The sequence below is a fragment of the Pseudomonas sp. Leaf434 genome, from assembly GCF_001425545.1.
Lineage (GTDB): Bacteria > Pseudomonadota > Gammaproteobacteria > Pseudomonadales > Pseudomonadaceae > Aquipseudomonas > Aquipseudomonas siliginis.
Window position 1 is genome coordinate 2449030 of sequence record NZ_LMQZ01000001.1, and the last position, 14414, is coordinate 2463443.

The following is a 14414-nucleotide window of genomic DNA, read 5'->3' on the forward strand; positions in this document are numbered from 1 at the left end:
GGGCGGATTAAAGGGTGACGTCTTGCAGTTCGAGCGTCAGCGGCTCGGGGCCGGACAACTTGACCCGCTGGTTGCCGGCCAGGGTCAGGGTGGCGCCGACCACGTTCGGGCGGATCGGCAGCTCACCGGCGTCCAGGTCCAGCAGGCAGACCAGGGTGACGCTGGCCGGGCGGCCATAATCGAACAATTCATTCATGGCGGCGCGGATAGTCCGACCGCTCATCAGCACGTCGTCGATCAGCACCAGATGCTGGCCTTCGATCTCGAAGGGCAGGGCGGACGGGCGCACTTGCGGGTGCAGGCCGTTCTGGCTGAAGTCATCGCGATAGAAGGACACATCCAGCGTGCCCAGTGGCGCATCGCTGTTCAGTTCCTTGAGCAGCGCCTGCGCGACCCAGATGCCGCCGGTGCGGATACCGATGTAACGCGGTTCGCTGATGTCACGCTGGGCAAGGTGCGCCTTGAGGCGGGTCGCCATCTGGCTGATCAGATCGGCGGGATTGGGCAGGCTCATGGTTGCTCCTTCGTGATTCCGCGCTGCGTCCTGCTGGACGAAGCTCGGTTTATAACCAAAAGAAAAGCGCCGAAGCGCTTGTCAGGATTCAAACAATGCAGTGTTTTCATCGAGCCAGCCCTGCAGCAGCAGGGCAGCGGCGATGGCGTCCACCGGGTTGTCGCGGTAACTGCCTTTCTGCCCGCCACGCACCAGTCGCTCGCCCTTGGCTTCGAAAGTGGTCAGGCGTTCGTCGTGGGTATAGAAGGGCAGGTTGTAGCGGCCGTTGAGGCGGCGGGCGAATTTCTCGGCGCGTACGCACATGTCGCTGGGCGTGCCGTCCATGTTCAGCGGCAGGCCGACCACCACGGCGTCGGGTTTCCATTCTTTTATTAGCGCTTCGACCTGATCCCAGTTCGGCACGCCGTTCTGCGCTTTCAAAGTGCACAGCTCGCGGGCCTGGCCGGTGATGACCTGGCCGACCGCGACGCCGATCTGTTTGGTGCCGTAGTCGAAGCCGAGAATCAGGCGCAGGGCCATCAGGCGTGACCTGCCTGGCTGGTGAGCAGATTGAGGTCGATGCCCAGATGCCGCGCTGCCGCTTCCAGGCGCAATTCGCTGCGAGTGTTGAACAGGATGTCGGCGTTGAACGGGCAGGTCAGCCAGGCGTTGTCGGCCAGTTCGGCTTCCAGTTGCCCGGCTTCCCAGCCGGCGTAACCCAAGGTAATCAGGCTCTGCGCGGGGCCGACGCCGTCAGCGATGGCGAACAGCACGTCCTGCGAAGTCGACAGGGCCAGGTCGCCATCCAGTTGCGCCGTGGCCTGGAACGTTTGGCCCGCCGGGTGCAGGACAAAACCGCGATCGGTCTGCACCGGCCCGCCGATGAAGATCGGCACATCCTGGCAGCGTGCCGGCGGCTCGATGTCCGGGCGCAGCTGTTCGAGGATGTCGGCCAGGTTCAAGTCTTGCGGCCTGTTGACCACCAGCCCCATCGCGCCATTGGCCGTGTGCTCGACGATGTAGGTCAAGGTGTGGGCAAAGTTCGGGTCGGCCATGTGTGGCATGGCGATCAGGAAGTGATGCTTGAGGTAGCTGGGGCTGACGTTTTTCATGAGCGCTAGTGTGGCGTTCGAGGGGCGAACTGACAAGCTGGAGATGCTGACAACACAATTCCAATGTGGGAGCGAGCCTGCTCGCGAGTGCGGTGGATCAGTCACATTAGTATTGAATGACACACCGCATTCGCGAGCGGGCTCGCTCCCACAGGGTTTGCAGGGTCTTTAATTGCTTGAAAGCTTGTCGCCCCGGGCAAATTTCCAGGTGCGGATGATTTCCAGGCGGTCGATGTCCGACAGATCGCCGGTAAACGGTGCAAACGGCGCGGCCAGGCGGACGATGCGCTGCGCGGCCTGATCGAGCAGCGGCTGGCCGGAGGATTCGAGCACCAGCACCTCATACAGCGAACCGTCGCGGTTGATCGAGACCATCAGGCGCAAATTGCCGTAGATCTGCTTGCGCCGTGCTTCTTCGGGGTAGTTGAGGTTGCCGATGCGCTCGACCTTCTTGCGCCAGTCGTCCTTGTACCAGGCGCCCTTGTCGCGCATGGTCGAGGCCGCGCTCAAGCGGTGGATGCGCGGGCGTTTGGCGTACAGCTGTTGTTCCTTGGCCAGCTCTGCTTCGAGGCTGGCGATGTCGCTGGACAACTGCGAGCTGTCGAACACCGGCGCGTCGACGGTCGGTTTGACTTCGGTTTTGCTTTCTTCTTTCTTGGTCGGCGCCTTTTTCGGTTTCGGCGCGACGGTGGTCACCGCTGCCTTCGGTGCCGCTTCCTGCACCACTGGCTTGGCGGCGGGCGGCGGGGTGACCTTTTTGACCTGATTGTCCTGGAAAGGCGCGACTTCAGTGGTCTTGGGCAGGGCCTTCTTATCGAGCGTGCCGCTGCCTTCCTGGTTTTCCTGGGCGAGAAAATCTGCCTTTTCCGGCTTCTTCTCGGCCTTGAAGGTGGCCAGGGTGATTTCCAGGGTTTTGCTGATCTGCTGCGGCTCGACCATGGTGAAGCCGACGCCTAGCAGCAGCGCCAGGTGAATCAGCGCTGCCAGAAACAGTGTAAAACCGAGGCGATCGGCCGGGCGCACGCCACGATGGGCGAGTTCAGCGGGCAGATCGGACGGAAGGGTCATGACAAGAAAACCAACATCGCGTTTTTCAGAGGCTGCGCATGATAACGCAATGTTGGTTTCGCGCCTTGGGCTTCACGCTTCAAGCGACAGGCTGCATGTGACGTACATCAAGCTTGTGGCTTTTTGCCGGCCGCTTGCAGCTTTTTATCGATCGCATCCATCAGCATGCCGCCGATATCAGTGCCGAACGCATTGTCGATTTCGCGGATGCAGGTCGGGCTGGTGACGTTGATTTCGGTCAGGTGCTCGCCGATTACGTCGAGGCCGACAAACAGCAGGCCTTTCTCGCGCAAGGTCGGGCCGACCTGGGCGGCGATCCAGCGATCCTTCTCGGTCAGCGGACGCGCTTCGCCACGGCCACCGGCGGCGAGGTTGCCACGGGTTTCGCCCAGAGCCGGAATCCGCGCCAGGCAGTAATCCACCGGCTCGCCATCGATCATCAAAATGCGCTTGTCGCCATCGACGATCGCCGGCAGGTAGCCCTGAATCATGATCTGCTGCTTGCCATGCAGGGTCAGGGTTTCGAGGATCACCGAGAGGTTCGGGTGCCCGGCGGTGTGGCGGAAGATCGACGAACCGCCCATGCCGTCCAGCGGCTTGAGGATCACGTCACCGTGATGGTCGGCGAACTCACGCAATACGTCCGGGCGGCGGCTGACGATGGTCGGCGGCGTGCACTGCGGAAACAGCGTAGCGAACAGCTTTTCATTGCAGTCGCGCAGGCTCTGCGGCTTGTTCACCACCAGCACGCCGGCGGCTTCGGCCTGTTCCAGCAAGTAAGTGGAGTAGACGAACTCCATGTCGAACGGCGGATCCTTGCGCATCAGGATCACGTCCAGGTCGCTTAGCAGCTTGTCCTGTTCGGCGTCCAGCTCGAACCATTTGTCCGGGTTGGCGAAGACTTTCAGCGGGCTCATCCGCGCCCGCGCCTGGCCTTCGGCCTGATACAGGTCTTTCTGTTCCATGTAGAACAGTTCCCAGCCACGCTTCTGCGCGGCCAGCAGCATGGCCAGCGAGCTATCCTTTTTATAGGAGATGCTGGCGATAGGGTCCATGACAATCCCGACGCGAACGCTCATTGGGTTTTCCTCGAAATTTGGCTACCGGATCGGTATTGAAAAAGTGCCGCCAGAGTGGCGCCGGGCGGGTTTCGGGTCAAGGAAAAACCCGTCGATAGATTGCATCTGGAGACTGTGCTAAAAAGGCTGGCAGATCGCGCCGCCCCATGGGTTTCAAGGGTTTCAGGCCATTATTCACAGCAAAACGGACAATTTGATTCGCAAAGGCGACGGTAGAACCCTCTTATGGAACAGCAGTCCAGCGCCTTGAAGGTCATGGTGATCGACGACTCGAAAACGATTCGCCGCACCGCCGAAACATTGTTGAAGAATGTCGGTTGCGAAGTGATCACCGCCATCGACGGTTTCGATGCGCTGGCGAAGATTGCCGACCACCATCCCGGGATCATCTTTGTCGACATCATGATGCCGCGTCTGGACGGTTATCAGACCTGCGCCCTGATCAAGAACAACAGCGCCTTCAAGGCGACGCCGGTGATCATGCTGTCGTCCAGGGACGGTCTGTTCGACAAGGCCAAGGGGCGGATTGTCGGTTCTGATCAATTTCTGACCAAGCCGTTCAGCAAAGAAGAACTGCTCAACGCGATCCAGGCCCATGTTCCGGGCTTCGCCGCCGTTTTGCCGCAGTAAGACACGCACAGTGACGCTCGGCCAGCGGGCCGGCAGTCGACCAGAAAAATGGGGAAGACCATGGCACGTATCCTGATCGTCGATGATTCGCCGACTGAAATGTACAAACTCACCGGCATGCTCGAAAAGCACGGCCATGAAGTGCTCAAGGCCGAGAACGGCGCCGACGGCGTGGCCCTGGCCCGTCAGGAAAAACCCGACGCGGTGCTGATGGACATCGTCATGCCCGGCCTCAACGGTTTTCAGGCGACCCGGCAGTTGACCAAGGATGCCGACACGGCGCACATCCCGGTGATCATCATCACCACCAAGGATCAGGAAACCGACAAGGTCTGGGGCACCCGCCAGGGCGCCAAGGATTACCTGACCAAACCGGTCGACGAAGACACCCTGATCAAGACCCTGAACAACGTACTCAACGGCTGATCGCGCGATCATGAACGAATCGCTGACCGCGTTCGAACTGCTCTGGCAGATCGACCAGCGCTGCCGCCTGCTGGCAGCGGACCTGCCGTCGCAAGCGGCGCGCCCGGATCGCTGGAGCGGCATCGGCTTTCGCCTCGGCGAGCATTGGTATGTGGCGCCGATGGGCGAAGTCAGCGAAGTCCTGCACGAACCGCGCTTCACCCAGTTGCCCGGGGTCAAGCCGTGGGTCAAGGGTGTCGCCAATCTGCGCGGGCGGCTGCTGCCGATCATGGACCTGTGCGGCTTCTTCGGCCATGAGCTGTCGCCGCTGCGCAAACAACGGCGGGTATTGGTGGTGGAACATGAAGACGTGTTCGCCGGGGTAATGGTCGACGAAGTCATCGGCTTGCAGCATTTCGAACAGGGCAGTTTCGAGCCGCTGTCGATCAGCAAGCGCCAGGGCTCCAAGGCTGAATTCGTCAAAGGCTATTTCCGCCGTGAACAGAACTGGCGGGTGTTCAGCCTGTTTGCACTGGCCAAATCTCCGGTGTTCATGGGCGTGGCTCTATAGCACGAACAACAGAACCCATGTGGACGCGGGCCATGTGGCGAGGGGATTTATCCCCGTTGGGTCGCGCAGCGGCCCCAAAAACTGCAATGCCTGACACCGTCAGCGCATGCGATATTTTTGCGACTGCTTCGCAGCCGAACGGGGATAAATCCCCTAGCCACAAGGCTCGCTCCCACAAGGGCCATGGCAGGTTTCATAGGCGAGGACCGATGACAAAAGCAAAAACAGGCAAGTCGGCAGAAGCATCGCGCAGTCGCGCACAGATCATCGTGCTGTTTATCGCACTGATCGTGTTCATCATGCTGCTGTTCGCCAACTTCGCGTACCTCAACACCCAGGCGAACTACGACAAGCAGTACATCGGCCATGCCGGCGAACTGCGGGTGCTCTCGCAACGCATCGCCAAGAACGCCACCGAAGCGGCGGCGGGCAAGGCGGCCGCCTTCAAACTGCTCAGTGATGCGCGCAACGATTTTGCCCAGCGCTGGGGCTACCTGAAGAAGGGTGACCCGAACACCGGCCTGCCGCCGGCACCCGTCGCGGTGCGCCCGGAAATGCGCGCGGTGCAGATGGACTGGGAGCGCCTGTTGAAAAACACCGATGCGATCCTCAGCAGCGAACAGACCGTGCTGTCGCTGCATCAAGTCGCCGCGACGCTGGCCGAAACCGTGCCGCAGTTGCAGATCGAATACGAAAAAGTCGTGGAAATCCTCCTCCAGCGCGGCGCCCCGGCGGCGCAGGTAGCGATGGCGCAACGGCAATCGTTGCTTGCCGAACGCATCCTCGGTGCCGTCAACACGGTGCTCGCCGGTGACGAAAACTCGCAGCAGGCCGCCGACGCCTTTGGCCGCGATGCCGCGCGTTTCGGCCTGGTGCTCAACGGCATGTTGCAGGGCAACCCGGCGCTGAAAATCAGCCAGGTCGAAGACCGCGACGCCCGTGCGCGTTTGAGCGAAATCTCCGAGCTGTTCCAGTTCGTCTCCGGCTCGGTGGACGAAATCCTCGAAACCTCGCCAGAGCTGTTCAAGGTCCGCGAGTCGGCCAGCAACATCTTCACCCTGTCGCAAACCCTGCTCGACGAAGCCTCACACCTTGCTACAGGTTTCGAACATCTGGCCGGCGGGCGCAACACAGACACCATTGGCGGCTATGTGCTGGGCTTGCTGGCGCTGGCCTCGATCATCCTCATCGGTCTGGTCATGGTCCGCGAAACCAATCGCCAGTTGCGTGAAACCGCCGAGAAGAACGAGCGCAACCAGAACGCGATCATGCGCCTGCTCGACGAAATCGAAGACCTCGCCGATGGCGACCTCACCGTGACCGCTTCAGTGACCGAAGACTTCACCGGCACCATCGCCGACTCGATCAACTATTCCGTCGACCAATTGCGTGATCTGGTCGCCACCATCAACCTCACCGCCGGCCAGGTTGCCGCCGCCGTGCAGGAAACCCAGGCCACCGCCATGCATCTGGCCCAAGCGTCTGAGCAACAGGCCCAGCAGATTTCCGAAGCTTCGACGGCAATCAGCGACATGGCCGAGTCCATCGATCAGGTCTCGGCCAACGCTGCCGAATCGTCGGCGGTGGCCGAGCGTTCCGTGGAGATCGCCAACAAGGGCAACGAGGTGGTGCACAACACCATCCACGGTATGGACAACATCCGCGAACAGATTCAGGACACCGCCAAGCGCATCAAGCGCCTCGGCGAGTCGTCCCAGGAAATCGGCGACATCGTCAGCCTGATCGATGACATCGCCGACCAGACCAACATTCTCGCCCTCAACGCGGCGATCCAGGCGTCGATGGCCGGTGATGCCGGGCGCGGTTTTGCCGTGGTTGCCGACGAAGTGCAGCGGCTGGCCGAACGTTCGTCCGCCGCGACCCGGCAGATCGAAACCCTGGTGCGGGCGATTCAGGCCGACACCAACGAAGCGGTGATTTCCATGGAACAGACCACCACCGAAGTGGTGCGCGGCGCGCGACTGGCGCAGGATGCCGGTGTGGCCCTGGAAGAAATCGAAGGCGTATCCAAGACCCTCGCGGCGCTGATCCAGAGCATTTCCAACGCGGCGCAGCAGCAGACCTCCTCGGCCGGGCAGATCTCGCTGACGATGAACGTGATCCAGCAGATCACCTCGCAGACTTCGTCGGGGTCCACGGCCACCGCCGAGAGCATCGGCAACCTGGCGAAAATGGCCAGTCAGTTGCGCCGTTCGGTGTCCGGTTTCACCTTGCCGGCGGCGACAGATAAAGCGTGAGTGGAGTGGTTATGGGTGATCGGCACGACTACGTGGCCCTGGAATGGGTCAAGGGCGAAATTGCCGAAACGCTGAAGCTGGCGCATCAGGCGATCGAGGCCGTGCTCGACGATCCGCAGGCCTTCCCCGGGCTGGACGAATGTCTGGCGTACATTCATCAGGTCCACGGCAGTCTGCAAATGGTCGAGTTCTACGGCGCAGCGTTACTGGCCGAAGAAATGGAGCACTTGGTCGAAGCCCTGCAACATGATCGTGTACCGCACCGCGACGAAGCCCTGCACCTGCTGCTGCAAGCTCTGGGGCAACTGCCGCTTTACCTTGACCGCGTGCAGAGCGCCCGCCGCGACCTGCCGCTGGTGGTGTTGCCGCTGATCAACGATCTGCGCAGCGCTCGCGGTGAAAGCCTGCTGGCGGAAACCAGCCTGTTCAGCCCGCCACTGCCCGAGCTGGCGCCGCTCGGCGACGAGGCACTCGCCGCGCTGGAACCGCCCGATCTGCCGAACGTGCTGCGCAAACTGCGGCAGATGCTGCAAATGGCTCTGGTCGGTCTGCTGCGCGAACAGGACGACCAGACGCACCTTGGCTATCTGGCCAAAGTCTTCAGCCGTCTCGAAGCGCTGAGCGGCGACGCGCCGTTGAGCCCTTTGTGGCAAATCGCCTCGGCATTGGTCGAGGGCATGCGCGAGGGCGTCATCGCCAACAGTCCGGCGCTGCGCAGCCTGTTCAAGGACACCGACCAAGAGCTCAAGCGCCTGCTCGAGCAGGGCATCGTCGGGCTCAATCAGCCGGCGCCGGCCGAGCTGCTGAAAAGCCTGTTGTTCTATATTGCCAAAGCCGAACATCCCACCGGGCAGATGCTGACCATGAAAGATCACTACTCCCTGGACGACGCGTTGCCCGACAGCGCGATGGTCGATGAAGAACGCGCACGCCTCGCCGGCCCCGACCGCGATGCCATGCGCTCGGTGCTGGCGGCGCTGTGCGAAGAGCTGGTGCGGGTCAAGGAGCGCCTCGATCTGTTCGTGCGCAGCGACCGCCAGCACGCCTCGGATCTGGACAGCCTGCTCGCACCGCTGCGGCAGATCGCCGACACCCTCGCGGTGCTGGGTTTCGGCCAGCCGCGCAAAGTCATCATCGACCAACTGGCAGTGGTGCTCAGCCTCGCCCAAGGTCAGCGCGAACCGAACGACGCCATTCTCATGGACGTCGCCGGGGCCTTGCTCTACGTCGAAGCGACGCTGGCCGGCATGGTTGGCACGGTGGAGACGCAAAGCGCCGAAGACGCGCGCCTGCCGACCACCGACCTGACGCAGATCCATCAGATCGTGATCAAGGAAGCGCGCATCTGCCTGCAACAGGCCAAGGACATGATCGTCGACTACATCGACGCCGATTGGGACCGCCAGCATCTGCAACCGCTGCCCGAACTGCTGACGCAGGTGCGCGGAGCGCTGGCGATGATTCCGCTGGCCCGCGCGGCGAGTCTGGTCGAGGCCTGCAACGGTTTCATTCGCGAGCATTTGATGCTCGATGCCCACGAACCGGGCTGGGAACAACTCGATCATCTGGCCGATGTGATCAGCAGCCTGGAGTATTACCTCGAACGCCTGAGCGACGACCCGCAGGCGCCCGCCGAGCATCTGCTCGATGTCGCGCAAAACAGCCTTGCCAGCCTCGGCTTCTTTGCCAACGAGCAGCCCGGCGAAGCGCAAGTGCCGGTGCTCGATGAGGTGCTCAGCCCCAGCGAAGCGCAGCTCATGCAGGATCTGCAAACCCTTGACGACCCTGACGTCGTGCAGTCGCTCGCCGAGGTGCTGGCCAGCCCGGTGTCGGCGCTCAACCCGCCGGCGCGCAACACCCCTGACAGCCTGATGCCGCCGCCGACCGATGAAGAACCGGTCGACGATGAACTGCGCGAAGTATTCCTCGAAGAGACCGACGAAGTCCTCGCGGTCCTCCACGAATACCTGCCGCGCTGGAGCGCCAATCCCCAGGACCGCGCCGCCCTGATTGAGCTGCGTCGGGCCTTCCATACCTTGAAGGGCAGCGGGCGCATGGTCCGCGCGTTGGTCCTTGGCGAACTGGCCTGGGCGGTGGAAAACCTGCTCAACCGCGTGCTCGAACAAAGCGTCGAACCCGGGGCAGTGCTGCGCCAATTGCTCGGCGACACGCTGTTGCTGCTGCCCGAGCTGATCAACGAATTCGCCACCCAGCGTCAGCGCCAGCGCAACGATGTCGACCAACTCGCCGCCCGCGCCCACGCGTTGGCCAAAGGCGATGAGCCGCTGGCTGCCGAAGACACCGACGACGTCGCCGCGCTTGATCCGCTGCTGCTGGAGATCTTCCGCAAGGAAGCTGAAACCCATCTCGCCAGCCTCAACCGTTTCCTCGATCAGGCCGCCGAACGGGTGCCGTTGCCGGCCAGCGACGAGCTGCAACGCGCGCTGCACACGCTCAAAGGCAGTGCATCCATGGCCGGCGTATTGCCGATGGCCGAACTGGCGGCTTCACTGGATCAACTGGCTCGCGAGTTCAAGGCGCATCAGTTGCCGCTGGATCTGGACGAGGTCGAATTGCTGCTCGAAGCCGAGGGTTTGTTCCGCGTCGGCCTGCGTCAGCTCAAACACGATCCGCTGGCGCCGATTGTCGGTGCGCAGTCGCTGATCAAACGCACCGAGGCGCTGCTCGCCGAGCGCCTGCAAGCCAGCTCCGATGGCGCTGACAGCGGCCTGCGCCTCAAGCGCGATCCGCAGCTGATCAACAACTTCCTCGCCCAGGGCATGGACATCCTCCTCGACGCCGAAAACCTTTTGCAGCGCTGGCAGCAACACCCCGGCGAGCGCCAGGAACTCAGTGCCCTGCTCGATGAGCTGACCACTCTGGGCGAGGGCGCGCACCTTGCCGATCTGCTTCCGGTCGATGGCCTCTGCGAAGCTTTGCTCGACCTGTATGGCGCGGTGGAAGAAAGCAGCCTGGCGGTCAGTGAGCGGTTTTTCCACGAGGCGCAACTGGCCCACGAAGCGCTGATCAACATGCTCGACGAGCTCGCTGCCGGCCAGGAAATCACCGCGCAACCGGAGCGGATTCGTGCCTTGCAGGAACTGCTCGACGAAGGCCTCGACCCGGCGGCGATGGGCCTGATCCGCAGCGACGGCAGTCGCACCCTGGATATTCGCGAACTGGGCAGCGCCACCGCGCAATTGCAGCAATCGGTTGCCGCCCTCGAGCCTGACGACGAGATCGTCGAAATCTTCCTCGAAGAGGCGGTGGACATTCTCGACAGCGCCGGGCAAGCCTTGCAGCGCTGGCGCAAGGATCCGGACAACGCCGCGCCGCTGTCGTCATTGCAGCGCGACTTGCACACGCTGAAGGGCGGCGCGCGCATGGCCGAGGTCGAGGCCGTCGGCGACCTTGCCCAGGAGCTGGAAAATCTCTACGAAGGGCTGGTCGATCGGCGTTACAGCCACAGCGTCGTGCTCGAAGGTTTGCTCCAGCAAAGTCACGAGCGTTTGGCGCTGATGCTGGAGCAACTGCAAGCGCATCAAGCGCTGACCCCGGCGCAGGATCTGATCGACGCGATCCGTCAATTGCGTCAGGGCCAGGCCGCCAGCGAATCTGCCCCCGCAGCGGTCGAACACGACAACGCCGGGCATGACCCGGAACTGTTGGAAATCTTCCTCGAAGAAGGTTTCGACATCATCGAAAGCTCCGGCGCCGCGCTGTTGCGCTGGCAGGCCGAGCCGGGTAACCGTCAGGAGATTGAAACCCTGCTGCGCGATCTACACACCCTCAAGGGTGGCGCGCGGATGGTCGAAATCGGCCCGATCGGCGACCTCGCCCATGAGCTGGAATTTCTCTACGAAAGTCTCTCTAGCGGTGCGCTGCAACCGTCTGCCGAACTGTTTGCGCTGGTGCAACGCGGCCATGACCGACTGGCGCAAATGCTCGATGGTGTGCGCGCCGGGCAGCCGTGCCCACCGGCCGATCGGCTGATCAGCGCGATCCAGAATTTCAGTCACCCGGTGCAGGTTGAAGCGCCACCGGCGCCGGTCGCGGCACCGGTGGCCAAGCCCGAGGCTGCGCCACCGGCCGCCGATGCTGGCGCGGACATGGTCAAGGTCTCGTCCGAGCTGCTTGATGAACTGGTCAATCTGGCCGGGGAAACCTCGATCTTTCGTGGGCGAATCGAGCAGCAAGTCAACGATGCGCAGATTGCTCTCAACGAGATGGAAACCACCATCGAGCGCATGCGCGATCAGTTGCGCCGCCTCGACACCGAAACCCAGGGGCGCATTCTCAGCCGCCAGCAAGTCGATGGCGAACGTCTCGGTTATGAAGACTTCGACCCGCTGGAAATGGACCGCCATTCGCAGCTCCAGCAACTGTCGCGGGCGCTGTTCGAATCCGCCTCGGACCTGCTCGACCTCAAGGAAACCCTCGACCGCCGCAATCACGATGCGGAGAACCTGTTGCAGCAACAGGGGCGGATCAACACCGAATTGCAGGAAGGCCTGATGCGCACGCGCATGGTGCCGTTCGAACGCATGGTGCCGCGTCTGAAACGCATCGTTCGTCAGGTCGCCGAAGAGCTGGGCAAGGATGTCGCATTCGTCGTCGGCAATGCCGATGGCGAGATGGATCGCAACGTGCTGGAGCGCATGGCCGCGCCGCTGGAACACATGCTGCGCAACGCCGTCGACCATGGCCTCGAACCCGCCGATGTGCGGCTGGCGGCAGGCAAACCGGCGCAAGGGCAGATCATCCTTGATCTGTCCCGCGAGGGCGGTGACATCGTTTTCGACATCCGCGACGACGGCGCCGGGGTGCCGCTGGAAGCCGTGCGGCGCAAGGCGATCAAACGCGGCTTGCTGGCGCCCGACGCCGAGATCAGCGACCGCGACGTGTTGCAGTTCATCCTTCAGCCGGGTTTCTCCACGGCGGAAAAGATCACCCAGATTTCCGGGCGTGGCGTCGGCATGGACGTGGTCCACGAAGAGGTGCGTCAGCTCGGCGGCAGCATGAGTATCGATTCGGTGCCGGGGCAGGGCGTGCATTTCCGCATTCGCCTGCCGTTCACCGTGTCGGTCAACCGCGCGCTGATGGTGCAGTGCGGCGAGGATCAGTACGCGATTCCGCTGAACACCATCGAAGGCATCGTGCGCGTGTTGCCGAATGATCTGGAAGGGCACTTCCGGCAGGATCCACCGAGTTATCAATACGGCGGCCAGCGTTATGAGCTGTGCTATCTCGGCGAGCTGTTGAAGACTGCGCCACGGCCAAAACTGCTCGGGCAGAACCTGCCGTTGCCGGTGCTGCTGGTGCATTGCAACGACCGCCACATTGCCGTGCTGGTCGACGCCATGGCCGGCACTCGCGAGATCGTGGTCAAGAGCCTCGGCCCGCAGTTCGCGGCGGTGCAGGGCGTGTCGGGGGCGACGATTCTCGGCGACGGCCGGGTGGTGCTGATTCTGGATCTGCTCGCACCGATCCGCGCGATGCAGGCGCGGCTGGCGCAGGAACCGACGCCCACGGAGATCGACAGCGAACCGCACAAGCCGCTGCTGATTATGGTCGTCGATGACTCGGTAACGGTGCGCAAAGTCACCAGCCGTTTGCTCGAGCGCCACGGCATGAACGTGCTGACTGCCAAGGACGGCGTCGATGCGATGCTGCTGCTCGAAGAGCACCTGCCCGACCTGATGCTGCTCGACATCGAAATGCCGCGCATGGACGGCTTCGAAGTCGCCACCCAGGTGCGCGCCGACGAACGCCTGCGCCACTTGCCGATCATCATGATCACCTCGCGCACCGGGCAGAAACACCGCGACCGCGCCATGGCCATCGGCGTCAACGACTACCTCGGCAAGCCGTATCAGGAATCGGTGTTGCTGGAGAGCATCGCTCAGTGGAGCAAGAAACATGCATGAGCACCGGCACAACCCGCGCACCAGCCAGCTCACCGGGCTGTTGCTGCCGCTGGCCGATCGCAACCTGATCCTGCCCAATGTCGCCATCGCCGAGCTGATCGACTACCAGGCCAGCGCCTTCGATCTCGACACGCCGCCGTGGTACCTGGGCCGGGTAACGTGGCGCGAGCGGCAGATTCCGCTGATCAGTTTCGAATCGGCCTGCGGGCAGAAAATCGTCATCGGCGAACGGGCGCGGATCGTCATCCTGAATGCGCTGGGCGGCTTGCCGCAGCTCAGATTCATCGCCCTGTTGGTGCAGGGGATTCCTCGGTCGTACAAGCTCGACAGTCAGTTGAGTTACGTGGATGTGCCGTTGTGTGCGCTGGAGCAGGCGGCGGTGCAGGTCGGCGAGCAGGTGGCGAAGGTGCCGGATTTGTTGGGGCTGGAGCAGTTACTGGTGGATGCGGGATTGGCCCGCTGATCCAAGGCTTTCGCTTGATCGTTCCCACGCTCCGCGTGGGAATGCAGCCCGGGACGCTCCGCGTCCCATCAAGAGCCGAACGCGGAGCGTCCGTGGAGGCATTCCCACGCAGAGCGTGGGAACGATCAAAAGCCCCTCACCCCAGCCCTCTCCCAAAGGGAGAGGGAGCCGACCGGGGTGTCTCGCGTCCTACATCGACCTGGAATGACCGAGTCGATTATGGATTCACTACAACGGGTTCAGGTCAGCGTCATTCCCAAGCATCCCCCAATCAGTCCCCTCTCCCTCCGGGAGAGGGCTAGGGTGAGGGTAGCTTTTGAACGTTACGCTCAGCGTAATGATTCACCACCCAGCTTGATTGATGCCCTCACCACACACGCCTAACTTGGCTCCACGACAGCGAACCCC

General features: G+C 62.6%; 11 protein-coding genes. 6 read left to right on the forward strand and 5 right to left on the reverse strand.

The window, feature by feature from the left end; translation table 11 throughout:
- Positions 1-7: 7 nt before the first annotated feature.
- From pyrR to gshB, 5 genes are all read right to left on the reverse strand, one after another.
- The gene (gene pyrR, locus ASG55_RS10960; protein WP_016772737.1) at positions 8-514 is read right to left on the reverse strand and encodes a bifunctional pyr operon transcriptional regulator/uracil phosphoribosyltransferase PyrR; all 507 of its coding nucleotides are present in this window, start codon (positions 512-514) and stop codon (positions 8-10) included.
- A gap of 81 nt (positions 515-595) precedes the next feature.
- Positions 596-1033, reverse strand: a complete 438-nt coding sequence (gene ruvX / locus ASG55_RS10965) for a Holliday junction resolvase RuvX (protein ID WP_041476809.1) — start codon at positions 1031-1033, stop codon at positions 596-598.
- Positions 1033-1605, reverse strand: coding sequence for a YqgE/AlgH family protein (locus ASG55_RS10970; RefSeq protein ID WP_016772739.1), 573 nt, complete (start codon positions 1603-1605; stop codon positions 1033-1035). The genes ruvX and ASG55_RS10970 overlap by 1 nt, the downstream gene beginning before the upstream one ends.
- 168 nt (positions 1606-1773) lie before the next feature.
- Positions 1774-2673, reverse strand: coding sequence for an energy transducer TonB (locus ASG55_RS10975; RefSeq protein WP_039757551.1), 900 nt, complete (start codon positions 2671-2673; stop codon positions 1774-1776).
- A gap of 107 nt (positions 2674-2780) precedes the next feature.
- Positions 2781-3752, reverse strand: coding sequence for a glutathione synthase (gene gshB, locus ASG55_RS10980; RefSeq protein WP_056786399.1), 972 nt, complete (start codon positions 3750-3752; stop codon positions 2781-2783).
- Positions 3753-3977: 225 nt separating this feature from the next.
- Here gshB and pilG point away from each other — a divergent pair, with 225 nt between their 5' ends.
- From pilG to ASG55_RS11010, 6 genes are all read left to right on the forward strand, one after another.
- Positions 3978-4382 carry a twitching motility response regulator PilG gene (pilG, locus tag ASG55_RS10985; protein ID WP_016772743.1) on the forward strand — a complete coding sequence of 135 codons (405 nt, stop codon included), beginning with the start codon at positions 3978-3980 and terminating at the stop codon, positions 4380-4382.
- 60 nt (positions 4383-4442) lie between these two features.
- Positions 4443-4808, forward strand: a complete 366-nt coding sequence (gene pilH, locus ASG55_RS10990) for a twitching motility response regulator PilH (protein ID WP_016772744.1) — start codon at positions 4443-4445, stop codon at positions 4806-4808.
- Between the two features lie 10 nt (positions 4809-4818).
- Entirely contained in the window at positions 4819-5358 is a 540-nt protein-coding gene (locus ASG55_RS10995; protein WP_056786402.1) for a chemotaxis protein CheW, read from the forward strand.
- Positions 5359-5567: 209 nt separating this feature from the next.
- Complete coding sequence (locus ASG55_RS11000) at positions 5568-7616, forward strand: methyl-accepting chemotaxis protein (protein ID WP_041476807.1); 2049 nt, start codon at positions 5568-5570, stop codon at positions 7614-7616.
- A gap of 11 nt (positions 7617-7627) precedes the next feature.
- Positions 7628-13543, forward strand: coding sequence for an Hpt domain-containing protein (locus tag ASG55_RS11005; RefSeq protein WP_056786403.1), 5916 nt, complete (start codon positions 7628-7630; stop codon positions 13541-13543).
- Positions 13536-14006, forward strand: a complete 471-nt coding sequence (locus tag ASG55_RS11010) for a chemotaxis protein CheW (protein ID WP_056786406.1) — start codon at positions 13536-13538, stop codon at positions 14004-14006. The genes ASG55_RS11005 and ASG55_RS11010 overlap by 8 nt, the downstream gene beginning before the upstream one ends.
- The last annotated feature ends 408 nt before the right edge of the window (positions 14007-14414 follow it).